At 49.2% G+C, this 22,909-nt stretch carries 15 protein-coding genes; 12 read left to right on the top strand and 3 right to left on the bottom strand.

All coding sequences use genetic code 11. From position 1 onward, the window contains the following. Positions 1 to 679: 679 nt before the first annotated feature. Positions 680 to 2,125 (bottom strand): glycoside hydrolase family 13 protein, encoded by a 1,446-nt coding sequence (locus AC0QH1_RS28580; RefSeq protein WP_324634840.1) that lies wholly within the window; start codon positions 2,123 to 2,125, stop codon positions 680 to 682. Positions 2,126 to 2,845: 720 nt separating this feature from the next. On the opposite strand from AC0QH1_RS28580, the gene petM reads away from it, so the two are divergent. Next, the gene (gene petM / locus AC0QH1_RS28575) at positions 2,846 to 2,947 is read left to right on the top strand and encodes a cytochrome b6-f complex subunit PetM (RefSeq protein ID WP_324634839.1); all 102 of its coding nucleotides are present in this window, start codon (positions 2,846 to 2,848) and stop codon (positions 2,945 to 2,947) included. Positions 2,948 to 3,111: 164 nt separating this feature from the next. Here petM and AC0QH1_RS28570 read toward each other — a convergent pair whose 3' ends face one another. After that, positions 3,112 to 4,176, bottom strand: a complete 1,065-nt coding sequence (locus tag AC0QH1_RS28570) for an AI-2E family transporter (protein WP_324634838.1) — start codon at positions 4,174 to 4,176, stop codon at positions 3,112 to 3,114. A 554-nt stretch (positions 4,177 to 4,730) separates the two neighbouring features. Here AC0QH1_RS28570 and AC0QH1_RS28565 point away from each other — a divergent pair. From AC0QH1_RS28565 to AC0QH1_RS28540, 6 genes are all read left to right on the top strand, one after another. Continuing rightward, positions 4,731 to 5,480, top strand: coding sequence for a MotA/TolQ/ExbB proton channel family protein (locus tag AC0QH1_RS28565; RefSeq protein ID WP_324634842.1), 750 nt, complete (start codon positions 4,731 to 4,733; stop codon positions 5,478 to 5,480). Positions 5,481 to 5,524: 44 nt separating this feature from the next. Then, complete coding sequence (locus AC0QH1_RS28560; protein WP_324634837.1) at positions 5,525 to 6,058, top strand: ExbD/TolR family protein; 534 nt, start codon at positions 5,525 to 5,527, stop codon at positions 6,056 to 6,058. Between the two features lie 22 nt (positions 6,059 to 6,080). Continuing rightward, the gene (locus AC0QH1_RS28555) at positions 6,081 to 7,430 is read left to right on the top strand and encodes a class I SAM-dependent methyltransferase (protein ID WP_442957380.1); all 1,350 of its coding nucleotides are present in this window, start codon (positions 6,081 to 6,083) and stop codon (positions 7,428 to 7,430) included. Between the two features lie 108 nt (positions 7,431 to 7,538). Beyond that, positions 7,539 to 8,072, top strand: a complete 534-nt coding sequence (locus AC0QH1_RS28550) for a type IV pilin-like G/H family protein (RefSeq protein WP_324634836.1) — start codon at positions 7,539 to 7,541, stop codon at positions 8,070 to 8,072. 254 nt (positions 8,073 to 8,326) lie between these two features. Further along, a complete protein-coding gene (locus AC0QH1_RS28545) occupies positions 8,327 to 10,522 on the top strand; it encodes an O-linked N-acetylglucosamine transferase, SPINDLY family protein (RefSeq protein ID WP_324634835.1) in 2,196 nt (731 codons plus the stop codon). Positions 10,523 to 10,599: 77 nt separating this feature from the next. Then, complete coding sequence (locus AC0QH1_RS28540) at positions 10,600 to 12,849, top strand: O-linked N-acetylglucosamine transferase, SPINDLY family protein (protein ID WP_324634834.1); 2,250 nt, start codon at positions 10,600 to 10,602, stop codon at positions 12,847 to 12,849. Positions 12,850 to 12,868: 19 nt separating this feature from the next. On the opposite strand, the gene AC0QH1_RS28535 is transcribed toward AC0QH1_RS28540, so the two are convergent. Beyond that, entirely contained in the window at positions 12,869 to 13,879 is a 1,011-nt protein-coding gene (locus tag AC0QH1_RS28535; RefSeq protein WP_324634833.1) for an FkbM family methyltransferase, read from the bottom strand. A gap of 401 nt (positions 13,880 to 14,280) precedes the next feature. Here AC0QH1_RS28535 and AC0QH1_RS28530 point away from each other — a divergent pair, with 401 nt between their 5' ends. From AC0QH1_RS28530 to AC0QH1_RS28510, 5 genes are all read left to right on the top strand, one after another. Further along, complete coding sequence (locus tag AC0QH1_RS28530) at positions 14,281 to 14,817, top strand: class I SAM-dependent methyltransferase (protein ID WP_324634832.1); 537 nt, start codon at positions 14,281 to 14,283, stop codon at positions 14,815 to 14,817. 149 nt (positions 14,818 to 14,966) lie between these two features. Then, on the top strand, positions 14,967 to 16,112 hold the full coding sequence (locus AC0QH1_RS28525; RefSeq protein WP_324634831.1) for a glycosyltransferase: 1,146 nt from the start codon (positions 14,967 to 14,969) through the stop codon (positions 16,110 to 16,112). A 15-nt stretch (positions 16,113 to 16,127) separates the two neighbouring features. Then, positions 16,128 to 16,934 carry an aminotransferase class IV gene (locus AC0QH1_RS28520; RefSeq protein WP_324634830.1) on the top strand — a complete coding sequence of 269 codons (807 nt, stop codon included), beginning with the start codon at positions 16,128 to 16,130 and terminating at the stop codon, positions 16,932 to 16,934. A 184-nt stretch (positions 16,935 to 17,118) separates the two neighbouring features. Further along, positions 17,119 to 18,954, top strand: coding sequence for an ATP-dependent zinc metalloprotease FtsH3 (gene ftsH3, locus AC0QH1_RS28515; RefSeq protein WP_442957379.1), 1,836 nt, complete (start codon positions 17,119 to 17,121; stop codon positions 18,952 to 18,954). 1,197 nt (positions 18,955 to 20,151) lie between these two features. After that, a complete protein-coding gene (locus AC0QH1_RS28510; protein WP_324634828.1) occupies positions 20,152 to 22,626 on the top strand; it encodes an FG-GAP-like repeat-containing protein in 2,475 nt (824 codons plus the stop codon). Positions 22,627 to 22,909: the final 283 nt, after the last annotated feature.

Genomic DNA, 22,909 nt, shown 5'->3' with positions numbered 1-22,909 from the left:
TTTGGGGCTGTGTTCCTTGCCCCGCTTACGTTTCGGGCATTTACCCTCCACTTTTGCGGGAACGAATCGCACTTTAGGTCTTGATTATAGCGTTTTTCAGATTGATGCGATCCGCAGGAGTTTCTGTGATTCCAGCACAGGTACCTCGTCAGTGAAACATTCTCTATCTGGCTCATATGAGACCTGCTATAACCATTGGATGTTCGCAACGGTTTTTTCCCCGCCTGATTAACTATTAGATGTTCGCAACGGTTTTTTCCCCGCCCTGGAACCTGGTAGGGAAATTAACCATTGGATGTTCGCAACGGTTTTTTCCCCGCCTGATTAACCATTGGATGTTCGCAACGGTTTTTTCCCCGCCTGATTAACCATTGGATGTTCGCAACGGTTTTTGTCCCGCCGTGGGGGCTGGTGGGGAAATTAACTATTGGATGTTCGCAACGGTTTTTGTCCCGCCGTGGGGGCTGGTGGGGAAATTAAGCAGGTCTGTTGCTTGATGCGATCCGCAGCGGTTTCTGTGCCAACCGCGTCGGCACCTCCGAGGTGAAAAAGTTTCTACCTACTCCATATGAGAACTGCTATAAAAGCAATTTTGCATATTAATCTGAAAATCCTATAGCCGTAGGGTGGGGAATGCCCACCCAAGCTGATTTTAATCCGAAGGTTCGGCGTGATGAATTTAACCTAAGATGCAACCGGTGCGCGCCGGAATCGTTAACGTCAGATTATCGTTACTCCAAACGCACTCCGCATTGCCGTATAAGAGGCGATCGCACCGAGTTTTCAGACGGGTGGCATCCACGGTAATTTCACCCACAGTGGTTCCCACATTAACCGCCACAATCGATTCTTCTTCTGGTAACTGACGGGCGAAGACATAGACCGTGCCTTCTGCGGATAAAACCTGGTAAGTGCCGATTCGCAACGATGGGCGATCGTGACGCAACGCAATCAATTTTTTGTGGTAATCGAGAACCGGACGATTCCAATCTGGTTCGTCAGGAAAACCGCGACGGGAGTCAGGATCCAGACGACCCGGTAAGCCAACTTCATCGCCATAGTAGACGCTAGGAGGACCCGGGAAAGTCATTAATAATAGAGTAGCGAGTTCCACCGTTGGTTCATCGCCACCTGCAATCGAAATCAAGCGTGCGGTATCGTGACTGGCGAGTAAATTCAGTTGGGTAAGTTGGATTTCCCAGGGGTACATTTCCAGCAAATGTTGGATTTTTTCCGCATAATCCCCAGCGAAAAGCGGGGGGTAAGGTTGGTAATCGCGTCCTTCAACTTGTTCGAGGTCCACGCGATCGCCGGCGGTAAAGGCAATTGTGGAGCCGGTAAAGAGATAATTCATCACCCCATCAAACTGAGTCCCATCCAACCATTCCCGGGAATCTCCCCAGACTTCACCGACAATGTAGGCATCGGGGTTAAGCGCTTTGACGCGATCGCGAAATTCCTGCCAAAACCCTTCCGTTTTCACCTCAAACGGCACATCCAAACGCCACCCGTCAATCCCAGAGTTAATCCAATATTCCGCAATTTCCATAATGTATTCGCGCACTGCGGGATTGTTGTGATTAAATACTGGCAGTGCCCGGTTATCTGCCCACCCCAAATAATTTGCCGGTTTACTGCCATCATAAGCAGACAGTGGCCAATCTTCAATTTGGAACCAATCCACATAGGGTGAATGGGGACCATTTTCTAAAATATCGTGGAAAAAGAAAAAGCCGCGACTGGCATGGTTGAAGACTCCATCCAAAACCACCTTCATATTACGTTTGTGCGCCGCCATCAACAGTTCCCGAAATGCAGCGGTACTCCCCAACATCGGATCCACTTGATAGTAATCGTGGGTATGGTAGCGGTGATTGCTCGCCGATTGAAAAATGGGAGTAAAGTAAATGGCATTTACCCCTAAATCTTGCAAGTAATCCAGTTTTTCAAGTACCCCCCACAAATTGCCGCCCTTGTACCCTTGAAGGGTAGGAACCGCAGACCAATCTTCCCAGCGAATATGGTCTAACATCGACTTGCCCGGTTGCTTCCCCTTGGCGAAGCGATCGGGAAAGATTTGATAAAATACTGCGTGCTTAACCCAATCTGGCGTGTGAATTTCCATAACCTTTTATTTGCCCTGCATCGACAATGCTACAATCGTAGCTGAGGTTTTTGGATCTAACCTGCGGTAGAAACTCCCCGCTACAAGGTTGCGATTTTAACGAACATTCAGTTTTTATTCACTTCTGCGTTAACGCTTCGGGTGGATATGAAAACTCGGAAATCTACAATGTAACGGGGTGATAAGTTGTAGGTTAAATTCACGAATATGCGGGTTCCAGGGAAAAGCGATCGCTGGAGGGATGGTGTAAGAAGAAAAAATCCAGGAATTGGGTTAAATTTCTCTTTATAATCGGCTTTCACTATGGGGATGAGTGAGGGGAGTATCATCTCGGCGATGTCCGACTGTTCGAGGGAGGGGAAGATAGAAACCGCCCATAAATTTGCATCGGCTTTTGGAGAAAAACATCGATTCCGAAGCGCGATGGATTGGTTGGGAATTGGATTGGATAGGGATACCAATCAACCCGCTTTAGGCGATCGCAGATTGGGGGGGATGGATTCAGATGATGGGGTGATGGGGTTGAGATAGAACCCGCCCCCACAGAGGCGATCGCCCCAATCGACCCGTTTCATTCCACTTCTAGCACAGATTGAGACCGAAAGTGTTTTACAATACTCCCTGCGGGTGTCACCACCCCAGAATTGAGCTGACTTGCGCGATCGCCCGAGATTGCGGCGGTCAATAGAACTTATTTTTATCCCATTAGGAGAAAACGCGATGACCGGTGAAATTTATACCACAGCCTTTTTGTGCTTTTCCTTAGTCCTGGTAGGATTAGCCCTCGGTTTTGCCTTACTCAAAATTCAAGGAGCGGAGTAAAGCGCAGGGTACTGAGGCGCAGTACCCCTAATGCAAACCCAGTGCAAGCGCACAAAGCAAGCGATCGCCCCCGAACTTATCCAGAAGGCGATCGCTTTTTTCGAGCGCAACCCGCGAAAACCAGTTCGGGGGTTGGTTCCTCGAACTCCGAAAAATTGACCCTTTCAGTGGGCGCTAGATACCTCAACCGGGGAACTATCGGAATCCGCGCGCAAGCTATCCGACGTACTTTTAATAAAACTCGCCAAAGGCACAGCAATCAACAGACCCAGCACACCGCCCAGCTTGGCACCCAGAAGCAAGGAGATTAAAACCCATACCGGATTGAGACCTGTAAAGCCCCCCAACAAGCGCGGCGCGATCCCATTTTCGATGCCTTGTTGGATCGCCAGGGCCACCAGCAGGACTTTAACCCCCAGCCAAAAATCGTTAAACGCCACCAGGACCGTCACCAGAGCAATACTCAAACTGCCCCCAAACGGCACCAAGCTAAACACTCCCACCACAAGACCGAATAACAGACCAAACGGAACTCGCAGCAGTAAAAAGCCCAGAGTCATCGACAGGCCCATCAGAGAAGCAACCGTGACTTGTCCGACGAAATAATTATGGAAATTTTCGCCTAGGGAGAAGCGCAATTCCTTTGCCAGACGGGGAGGAAGCCAGCGTAAGAGACCTTCCCAGAGATTGCGTCCGCGCCACAGCAGGTAGAAGGTTAAGACAACCGTGAGGATGACATCTAAGAGTCCGCCCACCGTACCTACGGCGAAACCGAGGGCTTGACCGGCGATCGCCTGGGCTTGACTGGACAAGCGCTGGGTGAGTTCGGTGGTCAACCCGGTCAAATCGATCGGCCAATTGCGAGCGATCGCCAGATTTTGCAGCGCTTCGAGTTGGGTAGCACCAGACTGGATCCAAGTGGGAAGTCGGTTGGCTAATTCCCTTAACTGAGTCAGGGCGATCGGCACCAAGGTGATGCCGGCACCCACCAATCCGAACAACGTCACCAGAAAAATCAACACCACGGCGGGGGTATGTTTGACGCCATATTTCTCTAGGAGATTGACTGGATAATCCAAAACGAAAGCCAGTAACGAGGCGGCGAGCACCACGTTGAGGATCGTGTGAAAATAGTTAAACACCACCAACAACAGCCACCCGTTGAGGAAGATTAGAGGAAACGCTAATCCTAAAGCCACCCATTGAGGTAGTTTTTCCGCAAATTTCATCGTTAACTCTCGATAAAAGCAATGAGGCATCTTGGCCTCAGAACAGGCAACGGTATTAATAATGTTGTCTATCGTAGATCGCGGGGGAGGCTTCTAGGAGAGGCGGGGAAGATTTCAAAGCAGCGATCGCCTCGGTGGATAGATTGCCCGCCACAGTCCCCCTCATTTAAACCTCGGGCAAGCCAATGCCCACCTTCTACCCAATGGGTGGGAGAATTGCACAACCGAATTGGGGGATCGCGCACCGACAATCATGGCTACAGTTTATTGAGTCGCGCGATGTGGATTATTTCAAAAAAAAGGTTGACATATTAAAAATAGTGTGTTATAATAATTGGATTTGCAAAGTGGGCAGCACCCTACCCCCCGATGCAGGGAGAATTCTACTGAATCGTCCTCGGGTGGTTGTAAAGTAATCGGAATTTATAAAATGGGAATAACAATAGGATGGGTTGAGAACCGTCCGTAGCCCAGGGGCGAGGAACCAACGGAGGAAGGCAAACACAGTGAATTTAGAGACAATCGAACAAATCTTTGACAAAGGCGGCGTTTCCATGTGGCCGCTGTGGCCGTTGCTGGTTTTGTCCGTTCTAGCTGTCGCCACAATTTTAGAGCGCAGTTGGTTCTGGGCCACTGTGGTCAGTAAAGAACGAGAAGTAGCCTCGCGGGTACTCGAAGCCGCGCGATATGATTGGCGAGTCGCCCAGGAGATTGCCAGACAAGCCAGCAAGCGACCCATCGGGCGCGTGCTGTATTCCCCCTTGCGACTGCAAACCCCCGATCCAGAAGTGTTTCGACTGGCGCTAGAAGCGGGAGCCGATGATGAAATTGCCGCTATGCGTCGCGGGGACAAGGTTTTAGAAGCTGTGATTGCCTTGGCTCCTTTGTTGGGATTGCTCGGTACCGTGTTGGGGTTGATCGAGTCGTTGGGATCGATTCGCTTGGGAGATATCGGCACGGGAGCCACTGCAGGCGTGACCACCGGGATTGGTGCGGCGCTGATCAGTACCGCATTTGGCTTGATTGTGGCAATTACCAGTTTGGCCTTTTATCGCCTGTTTCAAGGGTTATTGTTCAAGCAGGTGAAAATGTTCCGCAAGTGCGGGAATGAATTAGAATTGCTTTATCGTCAGTATTGGTCGCAACTGAGCCAAAATCCAACGCCAATGCCCGAGACGCCAGTGTCGTTGAAGTCCCCGGGAAACTTCGGCGATCGCCCCCTGGACTCGAAGAACTCCAAAGAGCCAAAGGGAGAGTCTGAGGATCCCGGAAAGATAGATGGCTTCAATCCCTCGGAATCCTAGACTTGCAGACTCACTCGCGAATTGAATCCCTCCTCACAGGACAAATGAAGATTAATTATGATTCTCCCACGGAAGAAGCTCGCATTGAGCTGATTCCTTTGATTGATGTGATATTTTGCATTTTGACCTTTTTCCTGCTCGCCGCACTGCAGCTAACGCGACAGCAGGCGGTGAACGTGGATTTGCCCAAGGCAGACACCGGAACCGTGCAGATGCAAGAGATGAAACTGTTTGTCAGCATTGACCAGATCGGTCAGACCTACGTGGACAAACAGCCGGTCAGCCGAGAGCAACTTTATCAGTTGTTGGTGGCTTATAAAAGGAATCAGCCCGAGGGGTTAATTGTACTCTCAGCGTCCAAGATGGCCAGTTACAATGACGTGATGCAGGTGTTGGATTTGCTCCGGGAAGTGGGGGGCGATCGCGTTGCCCTCGCTACCCTCCCCGGTACCGGCGAAGTGCAGGAAAATCCGCAGGGAACCCCAGGGGGCGATCGCTTTGGTCTGCCCGATTCCCCGGATTCTGAACCGGGGGGCGAAAATGGGCCCGAGCCACCAGCGCCGGAAAATGGAGGGTAATGTTGGCGCAAGAGTGATAAATATGCTTAATCAGGAACACTACCAAATGAAAATACCAAATTCTCAATTACAAGAAAAAATTCGCCAGCAGTTTGAAGCTGGACCTTATCCCCGGAAACCGTTAGAAGAATCTCCCAAAGAAGATTATGACTTTCTGTTTATTCACAACTTGGTTACGCCTTTTTATCTGAGAAATAAAGTCGTAGTGGATTGTGAAGGAAAAGTCATTTTAGATGCTGGATGTGGTAGTGGATACAAAGCATTAGCATTAGCTTTAGCCAATCCAAAGGCCAAAATCATTGGGATAGATATTTCAGAAGAATCGGTGAAGCTGGCGCAAAAGCGTCTCCATTATCACGGGTTTCAGAATGCCGAGTTTCATGTTTTGACAATTGAAGAGTTGCCCGAACTGGGAATCGAGTTTGATTATATCAACTGTGATGATGTTTTATATCTACTCAGCGATATAGTTGCTGGCTTAAAAGCCATGAAAGCAGTTTTAAAACCCGATGGGATTATTAGGGCGAATCTTCATAGTTTTTTTCAAAGAAATTTTTATTATCGCGCCCAGACGGTTTTTAGAATGATGGGGCTGATGGATGACAACCCGGGGGAACTAGAAATTTCAATCGTTCGGGACACCATGAAGGCGCTCAAAGATGAGATATTGATCAAGCAATACACATGGAAACCCGCGTCGGAAGAAGATCCAGAATATTATCTAGCCAATTATTTATTGCAGGGAGACAAAGGGTACCAGATTCCAGAAATGTTTGCTGCTTTAAAAGCAGCCGAGCTAGAGTTTATTAGTATGGTGAAGTGGCGACAGTGGGAACTAATAGATTTGTTCAAAGATCCTCTCGATCTGCCGGCATTCCTGGCGATGAGCTTGCCCGAAATAGAAGAGGAGGAAAAGCTTCATCTGCTTGAACTACTGCATCCAATCCATCGCTTACTGGATTTTTGGTGCGGTCATCCCAACGCAGCCAAACCAGTGGTTCCTGTGGATGAATGGACCGATGCCGACTGGAAAAAGGGGCGAGTGTACCTGCATCCTCAGCTAAAGATACCAAAATTACGCGAACATCTGCTGCAATGCATTACATACCAGCGTCCGTTTGAGATCTCTCGCTACGTTCCTGGGTCAACAATCAATCCGGTAAAATTAGGCAATGGAATAGCGGCTTGTCTGCTACCTCTGTGGGAGGAACCGCAGCCCATGATGTCCTTACTAGAGCGCTGGCTGAAGATCAGACCCCTCAATCCCATCACCCTAGAGCCAGTCAGGGAGAACGAGGCGATCGCGGAAATCAAGGCCGTTTTGCGCGAGCTGGAAAACTTTCTGTACTTGCTTTTGCAGCGTTCTGGCTAAAAATCTGGAAAAAATTTTGCCCCAGGTGATATGAAATTCTCAGAGGGTGGGTAAGTTATGTTCAGGAGTTAGAAATCACGCATTCCACACCTCAAGGAGATCCCTATTATGAAGACCGAATTTCAAGCCAAGTTCCTGCAACACATCAACCACAAAAAAGCCCAAGAAGGTTTCACCCTGATTGAACTGTTGGTTGTGGTTATCATCATCGGGATTCTGGCTGCGGTGGCGTTGCCCTCTCTGCTCAGCCAAGCCAACAAAGCCAAGCAAGTTGAAGCGCGCAATAATGTGGGTGCAATGAACCGGGCACAACAAGCCTACTTTTTGGAAAAAGGTCGATTTGGTGCTTATAGTGAAATCGGCGTTGGCATCCAGACTCAAACCACTAACTATGAATATACATTCGCGCCAGACGCACCCAATACCAGCAACACAGGTCTTGCTGTTATTGCAACCACGAGAACTCAAGGACTCAAGCCTTACACGGGTCTGGTGTGGTCAGAAGTAGACGCTACCACATCTCAAGCCACAACCCGCGCTCTCCTGTGCGAGGAGCAAAAAGCTCTAGCTACCCCGGGTGGTCCGTCAGTCACAGCCGCAGCAAAAACTTGTGGCGGGAATATGGTGACTCTGGGAGAATAATTCTAGCACGATTAGCGCGGCTTAACTTACCCCCCAAAGCCGTGAACCTTTGGTTGAAAAGAGTGGATAGCGTTTCTATCCACTCTTTCTCAAAAAGCAAAGGAGATAAATTATAGGAAACTGTACAATTTTGGTTTAATGGTGATTCACAACCCTATGTTGGGAATGGGAAAATAACCTAGGTTTTACGTCACTTGGCGTTTTTAGTTTAGCTAGTCATTATCACAGGAAATTTTTTCGCGAGCAGTTCTTCGGTGCAGCAGCAAACTCATCAATTCTTCATCCAAGGAGACTATGGCAAGGCGGCGAAATTTTATCAAGCAGCGATAAAAGCCGAACCCGAGGCTATGTCTCACTACTGGTACCTAGCATTGGCGTTAATGTTGCAAGGGAAGGAAGAAGCGATCGCCAGTAGCTTGCTGCAAATCGTGGAGGCAGACCCGCAACAGCCTGAGGTGTGGACAACACAACTCACAGAAAGCTTGGAAACGGAAGCGAAGCGACAAGAAGCACGAGAAGACTACAGTCGAGCTGGGTTGATTCGGGAACACATCAGAGAAATTGAGCAAACCCATCTTATAACGTTACTGTCTTTGATGCAACTAGCCCTTTCTCAAGGCAGATTTACGGGAGAAGAACTGACACAGTGGGGAGTAATTAGACGGCTACAACAGGAAACCCCCGCTCCTTACATCAATGCCGATGAGTTACTGCAAATCTTAGAAAATATTTTACAGGCTCGTCCACTGCACCCATCCGCAATAGAATTCGCCCAAGGGTGTCTGCCTCATCTACAGCACCATCGCAATTTTATCGGCATGATGCTATCAGCCGCCCTGGAAATGGGGCATTTGCTGTTAAAGCCAGCAATGGCGGCATCGCTTTTGGAGTTGTGTCGGCAAGTAGAACCGCGAAACACAGAAGTCTTGCTCAATTTAGCAGCTTTTTATCAAAATGGGGTAGACTACACCAAAGGCATAGAACTGGCAAGAAGCTGCTATTCGCTTGTGGAAACAGTACCCGAGCGAATTTTTGCCAATCACTTGCTGCTACGAGGATTAATGAGCGCAGGCGGGTACTGGGAAGAAGCCCGCGAGGTCTTGCAGCATCAAGAGTCACTGCTGTTGGCGCTAGAAGAAGAAGACCTGAGAAAAGTAGAGCCAGCAACAGTGGCACGCTTGCTGAGTACAGACTCTTTTTTCCCGTATTTTCAAGATCGGGGGCGGGAAAATCGAGAAATTATTAATCACGTCTCCCGGCAAGCTCAGTGTTATTTTTACGAGCGTGCAATCGAACAGGTGCAGCGCTACGATCGCGGCTTCCGAGAGCGTAAAAAAAGTAGCACGGAAGTTGGCAGCTACCGATTAAAAATCGGATACATTTCTCATTGCCTGAGAAGCCATTCCGTAGGCTGGTTAGCCCGATGGCTGGTTCAACATCACGATCGCGCGCGCTTTGAAATTCATGCATATTTAATGTTTTATCGGGAACTGGGAGATCCCTTACAAACCTGGTATGTGAATCAAGTGGAACGCTGTCACAAATTAGGGGCAGATGCGGGTAAAATTGCCGAGCAAATTTATGAAGATGGAATCGATATATTAATAGATCTCGATAGTCTGACCCTATGCAATACCTGTAACGTCATGGCACTCAAGCCGGCACCCGTTCAAGTCACTTGGCTGGGTTGGGATGCTTCGGGATTACCGACAATTGATTATTTTATTGCCGACCCTTATGTTTTGCCGGCGTCGGTGCAGGATTACTATCGAGAAAAAATCTGGCGCTTGCCCCACACTTATATCGCAGTGGATGGGTTTGAGGTAGCTGTACCCACTCTGCGGCGCGAGGAGTTGAATATTCCGAGCGATGCAGTGGTTTATTATAGCGGACAGAGGGGGTATAAGCGGCATCCCGATACGGCACGACTGCAAATGCAGATTGTCAAACAAGTGCCGAAAAGCTACTTTTTGATTAAAGGCTTTGCGGAGGAAGAGTCAATTATCCGCTTCTTTCGCGAACTTGCACAATCAGAAGGAGTAGAAAGCGATCGCCTAAGATTTCTGCCGATGGAAACCGAGGAAGCAGTGCATCGCGCTAACTTGGGCATTGCTGATGTAGTGTTGGATACCTATCCCTATAATGGAGCGACAACAACCTTAGAAACGCTATGGATGGGCATTCCGCTGGTGACCAGAGTAGGCGAGCAGTTTGCCAGTCGCAACAGCTACACCATGATGGTGAATGCTGGGGTAACGGAAGGAATTGCTTGGACAGATGAAGAGTATGTAGAGTGGGGAATTCGCCTTGGAAAAGATCCAAAGCTGCGACAGCAAATCTCCTGGAAACTGTGGCAATCTCGCCAAACTTCTCCTTTGTGGAACGCCAAGCAATTTACCCAGGAGATGGAAAAAGCATACCTAAAAATGTGGCATAATTCTTGCCGATAAACCTGGGCGAATAAATCAGGCGCTAAATTCAGTATAACCTAGAGGAAATACAAGTTGATGGCGATTGAGTGATTATTATGACTTTTTTAAACTCCCCCAGCAATCCAAGTTCATGGGAAAAGCAAGCTCATACATACTTGCTGCAAGGCCACTATAGCAAAGCGGAAACCTGCTACGAAGAAGCGATAAAAGCCGAACCTGATGTCCAGGAACACTACTGGTATTTGGGATTGGCATTGCTGTTGCAAGGAAAAGAAGAAGAGGCAACAACAACCTGGTTGCTGGCAATGGTGGAAGGAGAATCGGAACAGCTAGAACTGTGGACAGCACAACTGGCAGAAATTTTGGAGACTGAAGCAAGGCGACAAGAAGCAAGAGAAGATTATTCGCAAGCATGGCTAATTCGGGGGCATATCAGAGAACTACAGCCAACCAATCTGGGGAATTTATTGGCTCTGATTCAACTGGCAATTTCTCGCGGGTTATTTACGGGAGAAGAACTCACAGAGTGGGGGGCGATCGAACTGATCCAAGCTCACCAAAGCACTGAGCTAGAGATAGATGAGTTACTCCAAGTTTTAAACGCCATCTTACAGCATCCGCCACTGCATCCATCTGCGATCGAATTCACAGAAGTGTGTGCCCCCCACCTACAGCAGCATCCAGATTTTATGGAAGTTATACTCACGGCGGCAGTGGAATTAGCTTACTCGGGCGGCCAAGTGACAATGGCGCTTCGTCTTCTAGAAATAGGTCGGCACGTTCAGCCAAGTAATCTGGAAATTTTACGACATCTCGCCGCTATCTATCAAAATGGGATTGATTATGCCAAGGGAATCGCTTTGGCAAAAGAAATCTACTCTGTAGTGGAAACTCTACCCGAAAAAATTTTTGCCAATCATTTGCTGCTGCGCGGGTTAATGGGCGCAGGCGGATATTGGGAAGAAGCTGCTTGTGCGATTAAGCACCAAGAATCACTGATCTCTTCACTAATCGGACAAGAACCGACCGAACTCGCCCAAGCTACAGTGGCGCGCTTGATTACTGCCGGTTATTTTTTCCCTTACTTTCGCGATCGGGCGCGGGAAAATCGACAGATTATGAATCAGTTATTGGAACGCTGCCAGTGTTATTTTCAATTTCAAACCTATGAAGTAGAACAAGTCAAACATTATTATCAGCAGGGTAAAAATGTAAAAAAAATTAACGCGGATGAGCAAGGCAGACGGATAAAAATCGGATATCTATCTCATTGTTTTAGAAGTCATTCGGTAGGCTGGCTCGCGCGATGGTTGTTTCAATATCACGATCGCCAACGGTTTGAAGTTCATGCCTATATGATATCGAATCAAGACATCGGCGACCCGTTAAATGAATGGTATATCAATCATGTCGAATTTACTCAAAGGATGGGAAGTAAAAATGTGGAAATAGCCGAAAAAATTTATCAAGATGACATCGATATACTCATCGATCTGGATAGTATCACAATGGATCTGGCTTGTGAGGTCATGGCACTCAAGCCAGCTCCCATTCAAGTGACTTGGCTGGGGTGGGATGCTTCTGGATTGCCGACGATTGATTACTTTATCGCCGATCCTTATGTGTTGCCAGAATCAGCGTCGGATTACTATCGAGAAAACATCTGGCGACTCCCACAAACTTATATTGGAGTAGATGGATTTGAGGTGGGAGTACCAACCCTGCGCCGAGAGGATTTGAACATTCCCAATGATGCCGCGATCTATTTCAGCGGACAGAAAGGCTACAAACGCCATCCCGATACGGCACGACTGCAAATGAAAATTATCCAAGCAGTGCCGAATAGCTATTTTTTGATTAAAGGTTTGGCGGATGAAGCATCAATCAAAAACTTTTTTATCCAACTTGCGGAAGACGAGGGGGTAGATCCAGATCGCCTGCGCTTTTTACCCCCAGCTCCATCCGAAGCGATTCACCGAGCAAATTTGGGGATTGCGGATGTGGTGTTGGATACCTATCCTTACAACGGCGCGACAACAACCCTAGAAACCCTGTGGATGGGCATTCCTTTAGTGACGCGAGTCGGGGAGCAATTTGCCGCCAGAAATAGCTATACCATGATGATGAATGTCGGTGTGACGGAGGGAATTGCTTGGACAGATGAGGAATATGTAGACTGGGGAATTCGTCTGGGCAAAGATGCGGCATTGCGGCAAGAAATATCCTGGCAACTGCGGCGATCGCGGCACACTTCTCCTCTGTGGAATGGTAAAGAGTTTACGCGCCAGATGGAGAAATCTTACCAGCAGATGTGGCAAATTTATCTCCAAAATCAGGCGAGTTAACTCGTAACCAATACGCCCTTTAAGCGTTTTTTTCCTCCTGCAATAGCTCCAGAGCGCTACCGAAGGCGCGATCGCGAATTTTCTCAACTATGGGAAGAGCATTTAACCCTTTAGGAATGAGTTGTGGAAATTTAGCTAAGCCTTCTACGATCGCATTAGCACAATTGTACTGAGATTCGTTTCCATAGTTGAGAGTCAAATACTCCAACAGTTCTAATGCATAGTCGGGAAAGCCCATAATATCAGCAATACAGGCAACTTTGAGAATGCGCTCTGGGGTTTTAAATTCGATTTGTAGGTTTGGATCGATCGGATCGCGGATATAAAATGCATCTCCCCAAAGGAATTGTCCGGGTTGTTCGGATGAAACAATCGGGGAGCTAGCGCGGGGACGGCAAGCTGCTGTCAGTTTAAACAAGCTAAAACCCCACTTTCTGAGAAAAGTATCCACCTCAGCAAATAAAGGTTGACCGACATATAAAGGGGCAAATTCCACTTCAACTTTAACCGCAAGAATGCTGCGTTCTAGCAGTCGAGAGCTTCCTTCCAATACCAGAAGATCTGCACCTTGAACGTCGGTTTGCAAAAAATCAATTTCTTCGATTCTTTCTTGGTCACAAAACTCATCTAAAGTCGTCGTTTCTATCTCCACCGTAAAATCCAGTTCCATTAAATCTGTGACTGTATTATTAAAGCGTCTTAAATAAACTTGGTTTGGTGGATATAACGAACTACACTGGGGGTTTCTGGTGACGTAAAGGGTACGTTCTCCCGACGCATTGGCAAATGCTAAAGGAATGTGTTGTTCGCTCCAATTGATTTGTCTCGCTTCCAGGTCGGCGTTGGCTGCTTCACAAGCATCTGCATCCGCATCAAATCCATAGATAGTTAACTGAGGGGCGAATAAATCCCACCCTTGGCTTGCCAAGTCATCTTCTCTTTCGACTTTACGCGACCCTACGTTAAACAGAGTCATCTGAATTTGGTCTAAGTGACCGCCTTTTTTTAAGAACGGAACAAAAAGCGCCATTTTATCTGGGTTCCTAAAGTTTACATAACCTCATACAAGCAGGGTGGATATTCCATTAAACTTATCGGTTGGAATTTCACCCCCGATTAATAAAGATTATAGAATAAAGTTGGGTGAGTTACTCTCTTTAGACTCCCACTTATTATCTGCCTCGGATGAGAATAGCTCCACCGACGAAGAGTTTTTAAACTCCCTGAATGGCCCGTCCCTCGACAGGTGGGAATCTCTGTGATGTTATTATACCACCTCATTACTTGCGCTTCTCCTCTAAATCTTAATTTTTTTTGAAATTTCCGTCAAGGAGGCGTCTTCTGTGTTAGGATTGGATACCTAGTTGGTAAACAGCAATATTTTTCAATTCGAGCGAGCGGAAACTGAAAGGGAATATGACGCCACTTAAATTGCATATTGGAGGGAAAGAACCTCACCCGGAATGGAATATTTTAGATATCGAGCCTCGTCCGGAAGTGGACTACGTTGGCAATGCTGCTGACTTGAGTCAGTTTGAAAGTGATTCAGTGGACGCTATTTATGCCAGCCATGTTTTAGAACACTTTCATCACACACTAAATGGCGAACTCATCAACACTCTCAGCGAATGGCATCGGGTTCTAAAACCCGGGGGTAAGCTTCTGATTAGCGTACCGGATTTAAAAACTTTGTGCTGGCTCTATTTGCATCCTAATTTGATTCCGATAGAACGGCTGCATTTAATGAGAATTATGTTTGGCGCTCATTCCAATGAATATGACGTTCACAAAGTCGGATTTGATAGCGAAACTTTAGCCATGTATCTGGCAGAGGTGGGATTTGAAGAATACGAACAAGTATCGGAATTTAATTTATTTGATGACTGTAGTAGTTTACGCATTCTAGACACTTTGATTAGTTTGAATGTTGTGGCCACCAAATCAACACCAGCCTCAGATGAAAGTTGAGTGGATTCACATGAGTAGCAATCCCTCCCTCTTCGATCCCTAGAACTATAACTGAGTTGGTAAGTTTCGCAGGAATACAGGCATCCCTAGCCTAACCCCATGTTAGGCTAGGGAATATAGCTTTTTAATTTTAGAAAATTATAACATCTATGAACCAGCCTTTTCTTTCCTTCTGCGCCATTGTCAAGAATGAAAAACACAATCTTCCTCGCTGTTTAACCAGCGTTAAACCTTATGTGGATGAAATGATTGTGGTGGATACCGGGTCGGAAGACAAAACGCCGGAAATTGCTCGCGAACAGGGTGCCAATGTCTTTTCCTTTGAGTGGTGCGATGATTTTGCAGCTGCTCGCAATTATGCTGTATCCCAAGCATCTGGAGAGTGGATTTTAACATTAGATGCAGATGAAAAACTCATTGTTGAGGCAGAAAATTGGCGAGACATCCTAGCGACCAATTCCCAAGCGCTCGTTTATTCCCTCGACTTAATTAATGTAGGCGAGAACTGCTCGCAACTTGGGGGTAAGCTGCAAAGAATCTTCCGAAATAGTCCGGAAATTCGATATCGAGGGCGTTTGCACGAGCAGTTAATCTATCAGGGTCACGCGATAACTGGCGATCGCCGACTCTATTTAGATAGGGTCAAAATTTTGCATTATGGTTATAGCAATCCAGCATTTACACAACACAAAGCCCGAGAACGAAATATTCCGCTACTCGAACGGATGCGTGAGGAAGAGGGGCTGAGTTTACCCAATCTCTATTGTCTGGCAAGTCTGTGTCAAGATGTAGGAGAGACAGAAAAAGCCGAACTCTATTATGGAGAAGTGTTTGAAAATTTGCTGCCACATATTTTAACCGGACAACCTCCAGACGAATTGGTGCGCGTTGCAACGATGCTTCATTTTTTTGCGTCTCAAGCATTGAAACAGGAAGATTATGAGACCTCAAGGATGTTTTGTCAGCGCGGACTTGAATGGTTTCCCGATTTTCCTCCTCTGATTGCCTTGGCGGGGGATATCCTCATGCAGTTAGGATTTTATCTCGGGGCAGTTCCTTATTTTGAAAATTGCCTTCAACTCGATCGCGAAGGCAATTACTACAAACGCGACCCGTTTTCCGTAAGTTATCTTCAAACTTATCCCGCCTATCGGTTGGGGTGTGCCTACATGAATCTGCAACGATGGCAGGAAGCCAAAAAATACCTTGAACTAGCGCTTTCTTTTGATGCCAATTACACGCTGGCTCAACAACTTTTAGAGCAAACCAATGGTTTTTTACAAGAAAAAAGATAGGGCTAAATTGGGAAAATGTTTTTCTACAACGGAAACCTACACCACTCCACCACCCTAGAACTCCCGATCGCCGAACCCGGTTTGCTTTACGGTGCAACGGTATTTACCACCCTGCGGGTTTACGACAATTCCTTAGACCATCACCTGACCCAGTGGGCGGGGCACTGTCGGCGTCTGAAAACCTCTCTGGATGACTTTCAGTGGCCTCAGCCAGACTGGCAGAGCTTGCGAGAGGGTGCCGAAAGGATGATGGAGCACGGGTCGGTGCTGCGAATTGCAATTTTCCCGGACGGCAGAGAATTAATTACGGGACGCATTATACCACAAGACTTGGCCAATCGTCAAGAGATGGGAATTAAAGCCTGGGTCGCGGACGATCGCATGTATGTCCGCTCGCTCCCCACCCATAAAACGGGCAATTACCTCTGCTGCTGGTTAGCGCTGCAAGCGGCGCAACGGCAGCACTGTCAGGAGGCGATTCTCATAAATGGGAAAGGTGATTGGCTCGAGACCAGCACCGGCAATCTGTGGGGGTGGAAGGATGGACGCTGGTGGACGCCACCAGTGGAGGCGGGAATTTTACCGGGGGTGATGCGATCGCAGCTTTTCCAGTGGCTCGAAACCCACCATTACCCTGCGATCGCCCAACCGTGGACCGCCGAGGTAGTGGCTGGGTTTGAAGCGATCGCCTATAGCAACAGCGTCGTCCAAATCATTCCCCTGCGGGAAATCCAGCATCAAAACAGCCACCTCACCTACGATCCGCATCATCCCGCCCTGGCAAAATTGCGAAAACTTTTCCCCGCCACCCGCCCGGGTTAAAATTTCCCATTTCCCTGACCCAGAAAGGGTTTGAGCCATCCAGTTTTCCTCCATGCTCCCCAATCTGAAGCCTCTAACTATACCACGGCTTGCACGGTCAGTGGTAAAGAGTGTTAACATTAATTAACAGTTCAACTAAGAAAAGCGCAAATCCCCCCAAAACCAGAACCTAGGAGGAATGCCGGTGAATAAAAAATGGAGAAACGCCGGACTATATGCATTACTGGCGATCGTTGTCATCGCATTGGCAACGGCATTTTTTGACAAACAACCCCAGAACAAAGAAACCTGGCGCTACAGTCAGTTCATTCAAGAAGTTCAAAATAACCGGGTAGCCAAAGTCAGCATCAGCGCCGATCGCAGCAAAGCGCTGGTCACCACAGGAGACAAAAAAGTTCTAGTCAACCTGCCCAACGACCCAGAACTAATCGACATCCTGACCGAAAACAACGTCAACATCGACGTCTTACCCCAAAGCGATGATGGCTTCTGGTTTAAAGCCCTCAGCAGCCTATTCTTCCCCGTCCTCTTATTAGTCGGGTTAGTCTTCTTGCTGCGGCGCGCCCAAAGCGGTCCGGGTTCGCAAGCCATGAACTTCGGCAAATCCAAAGCTAGAGTGCAAATGGAGCCGCAAACCCAAGTCACCTTTGGCGATGTAGCGGGTATCGAACAAGCGAAACTGGAACTGAGCGAAGTCGTAGACTTCCTCAAAAACGCCGATCGCTTCACCGCCATCGGAGCCAAAATTCCCAAAGGCGTCTTGTTAGTCGGCCCTCCGGGAACCGGGAAAACCCTGCTCGCCAAAGCCGTAGCCGGTGAAGCAGGGGTGCCGTTCTTCTCCATCTCTGGCTCGGAATTTGTGGAAATGTTCGTCGGTGTGGGTGCCTCTCGCGTCCGCGACTTGTTCGAACAAGCCAAATCCAACGCCCCCTGTATCGTATTCATCGATGAAATTGACGCCGTAGGTCGTCAGCGCGGTGCCGGTTTGGGCGGCGGTAACGACGAGCGCGAACAAACCCTGAACCAATTGCTCACCGAAATGGATGGGTTTGAAGGCAACACCGGCATCATTATTATTGCTGCCACTAACCGTCCCGACGTACTGGACCAAGCCTTGTTGCGTCCGGGTCGCTTCGATCGCCAAGTGGTGGTCGATCGCCCAGATTATGCCGGTCGTCTGGAAATTCTCAAGGTTCACGCCCGGGGCAAAACCTTGGCCAAAGATGTGGATCTGGAGAAAATTGCCCGTCGCAGTCCCGGTTTTACTGGCGCAGACTTGTCCAACCTGCTCAATGAAGCCGCTATCTTGGCCGCACGGCGCAATTTGACCGAAATCTCGATGGATGAAATTAACGATGCCATCGATCGCGTCCTGGCCGGTCCGGAGAAAAAAGACCGGGTGATGAGCGAAAAACGCAAGAGCTTGGTGGCCTATCACGAAGCGGGTCACGCTTTGGTGGGTGCCCTGATGCCGGATTACGACCCGGTGCAGAAAATTAGCATCATTCCGCGCGGTCGTGCTGGCGGTCTGACTTGGTTCACCCCGAGCGAAGAACGGATGGATTCGGGTCTGTACAGCCGATGCTATCTACAAAATCAGATGGCGGTAGCCCTGGGCGGTCGGATCGCGGAAGAAATTGTCTTCGGTGAAGAAGAGGTGACCACCGGTGCGTCGAATGATTTGCAACAGGTGGCTCGCGTGGCACGACAAATGGTAACGCGCTTTGGGATGAGCGATCGCCTCGGTCCGGTAGCCCTGGGCCGTCAGCAAGGCAATATGTTCCTCGGTCGCGATATCATGGCCGAGCGCGATTTCTCTGAAGAAACAGCAGCGGCGATCGATGATGAAGTCCGCAATTTGGTGGAACAAGCCTATCGCCGCGCCAAAGAAGTGCTGGTGGGCAACCGTGGAGTTCTCGATCGCTTGGCAGAAATGCTGATCGAGAAAGAAACGGTTGATTCGGAAGAGTTGCAGGAATTGCTGGCTGAGAGTGATGTGAAGATGGCCGCGATCGCCTAAACCCCATTCTGAATAGAGCGCGATCGCTTCGGTCTTCATTCTCGATCGCGCTCTATTTTGAATAAGGTTCGCCGTACTCTCCTTTTCTCGCGTAGCAGGTTGATGCTCAGGCGAGGTTTGCAGGAGCCTCATCCACTCTATTCACTGAAAAGCAGTGAGTGGAGTGGATGAGCGACGAATCACCAACAGGTTTGTGGTACAATCATTTCATCTCGACCGGTACGGTAAAGGGCGCAACACTGATTCCGAGCTACCCGGAGATAGGGCCTCTTGAGAGATGGAGCAACATCCTGTAAATCCTAGAGAGTCGGTTCATACAGGTCGCAGTCCCGGTCAAAGTTTCACTACAGTCCCCATAACGGAAACCACTTGGGGGTGTTGCTGGGCTAACGTTCCCAGAACAGGGCGATCGTGGCTCCTGTGGGGAGGGATAAGCCCTTCCAATCAAAACACCACCACCTGGCGTAGCAGGTGGTGGTGCATTCATGTCGAGGAAATGCTGCAATGACAATCATGTGAGGACTTCTTCATCGTCGAGTAATCCAGTAGGGGAGGTGCGAAACGCACTTCCCCTAGTTTATTTAATATTGGCAATCTGCAAGATTCATAGGTTCTAGCACTTGACAAATTGGTAAATTCGTGGTATGGGAAAAGGAAGATAACAGGCAGTAGCTCTGGCAGGGGGTCCGTGCTGAACCCTGGAAACGAGCAAATTTCTCCAATGACCCATGAGTCATGGGGTTTGTTCTTTGTCATTAGTCCTTTGTCATTTGTGGAAGTACCAATGACAAATGACCAACGACCAACGACCAATGACCAATGACAAACCCGTTAAGATTAGGTTAAAAATGTTACCGTTTCCTGACTTTGCCTGGATTGATTTTATCCCATCAAAGTGTATAACTGCAATTGCAATGAAGACCCCAAACCAGGGCCAAAAGGGTTGCCAATCCCAATGGGAAAGCTTTCTGCGCGAGAGGTGTAGTTTTTGCATAGGTTGCGGTCAATCCCAATTCTCAACATTAATTCAATTAGCGATCGCAGCAGAATCTACGGGAGTTCACTGAGGTTGATGTCCGGGTAGCCGAGTTAAATAGAGTTAACCGTTGACAATACTCGAACGGCTGTTTAATCGTGTTAAAAAAATAACAATCGAGCTGACCCAATCACTCAAAATCGATCGCAGAGGAATTGCAGATGAGTATCCTAAATTACACAAGGCATCAACCGATACAATCCCGAGAGCAAGGCGAGACACAGACCCAGGGCGTAGGTGCCCGGGAATTGGTGGTGATTGACGCCCAGGTTAACCAATGGGACGCGATCGCCGCCGGAGTGCGTCCCCACAGTGAAGTGGTGGTCCTCCATCCCCACGAAGATGGCATCGCGCAGATTGCTGAGCTGTTCTTCAAAACCGGGCATTCCCCGGTGCCAACCACGCTCCACCTGATTTCCCACGGGTCTCCCGGCACCCTTTACCTGGGCAACAGCATTCTCAACCGCGAAACCCTGACCCGCTACGCCACCCAACTGCAACAGTGGCCCATTGACCGACTTTACATTTACGGATGCCAAGTCGCCGCCGATTGCGAGGGACAAGAGTTTTTACAACAGCTATACCAATATCTCCCCATCCCTATCTACGCCAACCGCCATCCCACCGGCAACCCTGAAGCAGGGGGCACCTGGAACCTGCAAGAAATTTTTCCCCAGTGGGAACAGGCACATGGGAAGGGGGAATGGCTCATGGGTGATGGGACAAAAGACCAAGGACCAAGGACAAACGACTTCTTACCCCTTTCCGCCACCACCCTCGCCACCTATCCCCACACCCTGAATTTTGCCGCCCAAACCACCTTCAGTGTCGGAGACTCTCCGCTTGTTGCTGCGGTGGCAGACTTCAACGGAGACGGGAACTCCGACGTAGCCGTAGCGAACTCTTCCGACAACACGGTGTCAGTGTTGCTGGGGGATGGGGCGGGGGGTTTTGGCAACCAAACCACCTTCCCTGTGGGCAGCGAGCCGTACTCGATCGCCGTAGGAGACTTCAACGGGGACAACAATCCGGATGTAGCGACGGCGAACATCGGCAGCAAGGACCTCTCAGTGCTGCTCAATGACGGGTCGGGCAGTTTTTCCACCACCACCGTCACCGTGGCAAACGATCCCTACTCCGTCGCCGTAGCTGATTTCAACGGGGACGGGAACGCTGACTTGGCAGTGGCGAACTATTATAACAACAGCATCTCAGTGCTACTAGGTGAGGGGTCGGGCAATTTCGGTAGCGAAACCAGCTATACCGTGGGAGGCGGTCCGTACTCGATCGCCGTGGCAGACTTCGACGGCGACGGAACCCCGGATTTGGCAACGGAGAATTATATCGATAATACCGTTTCCGTGCTGCTCAATGACGGGTCGGGTAGTTTCGGCAGCCAAACCAGCTACGCGGTGGGTAGCGATCCCTATGTTGTGGCTGCGGGAGACTTCGACGGCAATAATCGCCCGGACTTAGCTGTAGCGAACTATAGCGATAACACCGTCTCCGTGCTGCTCAATGACGGGTCGGGCAGTTTCGGCAGCCAAACCACCTTCCCCGTGGGCAGCGGGCCGTACTCGATCGCCGTGGCAGATTTTGACGGGGATAACAATCAAGATTTAGCCGTAGCAAATTATCTAAGCAATACAGTTTCCCTGCTGCTGGGTGACGGGTCGGGCGGTTTCGGTAGCCAAACGACCTACGCTGTGGGCAATGCAGCGGCGTTTGTCGCCGTGGGAGAGTTCGGGGGGGATAGCAACCCGGATTTGGCTGTGGCGAATTATAACGACAATAGTATCTCACTATTAGTAAGCACTCCTCTGGATACTCTCATCGGCACTAATGGTGCTGACGAGCTAACGGCTGAAGCCGATCGTACCTTTATACAAGGGTTAGAAGGCAACGATCGCCTGTTTGGCAATCAGACTAACGATACCATCCACGGCAACCAAGGCATGGACTCTATCCAAACAGGTCTGGGGGATGACTTGGTTCACGGGGGCAAGGATGACGATAATATCCTCGGTGGCGATGACCGCGATGCGTTATACGGCGACCTCGGCAACGATACCTTGGTTGGGGAGGCGGGCAATGACTTCGCCAATGGCAACCAAGGTATGGACTGGGTTAACGGCGGCGAGGGCGATGATGTGCTGCATGGCGGCAAAGATGACGATACCCTGAACGGCGGCACCGGCATTGATGAATTATTCGGGGATTTAGGGAACGATACTCTATCTGGTGACGCTGATGGGGACTTCATGTATGGCAACCGAGGCGAGGACTCCCTGGATGGCGGCGATGGCAATGATGTGCTGTGGGGTGGCAAGGATAATGATATCCTCACTGGTGGCGGCGATCGCGATTGGTTGCTGGGGGATTTGGGTAACGATACGGTGACGGGAGGCGGCGATCGCGATCGCTTTGTCATCGGCGAAGGTCGCGGTACGGATACCATCCTCGACTATACCGATGACTTTGACTTAATCGGGTTGGTTGACCTCACTTTCGAGCAACTGTCGATAACCGGTAATGGCACGGATAGCTTTGTCAGTTACAATGATGAGCTGCTCGCGATTCTCACTGGCGTCGATGTCAATACCCTGGGATTGGAGGACTTCTTCATCGTCGAGTAATCCAGCAGGGGAGGTGCGAAGGGCACTTCCCCTCGTCTATCTACTGTTCTGAATCTGTAATGATTGGGTGGAGGCGGAGCCTCAGGAGGGGCGTTCCCAGGCGGTCGCCTGGGAACGAGTGAACGAGTGAACGAGTGAGGATGAGTGAGGGCGGGTGAGGGGGAGTGAGAGCGTATGAATCCGCGTCGGGGGACTATAGCTCGCTTCGGGCATGGCTTCGCTAAGGCTAGCGGAGGCGCGATGTCAATGGCCCGCTTTTTATTGACAAATTTATTGACAAAAC

The organism is Phormidium sp. CCY1219 (assembly GCF_055795085.1).
This window is presented reverse-complemented; position numbering and strand designations above follow the sequence as displayed.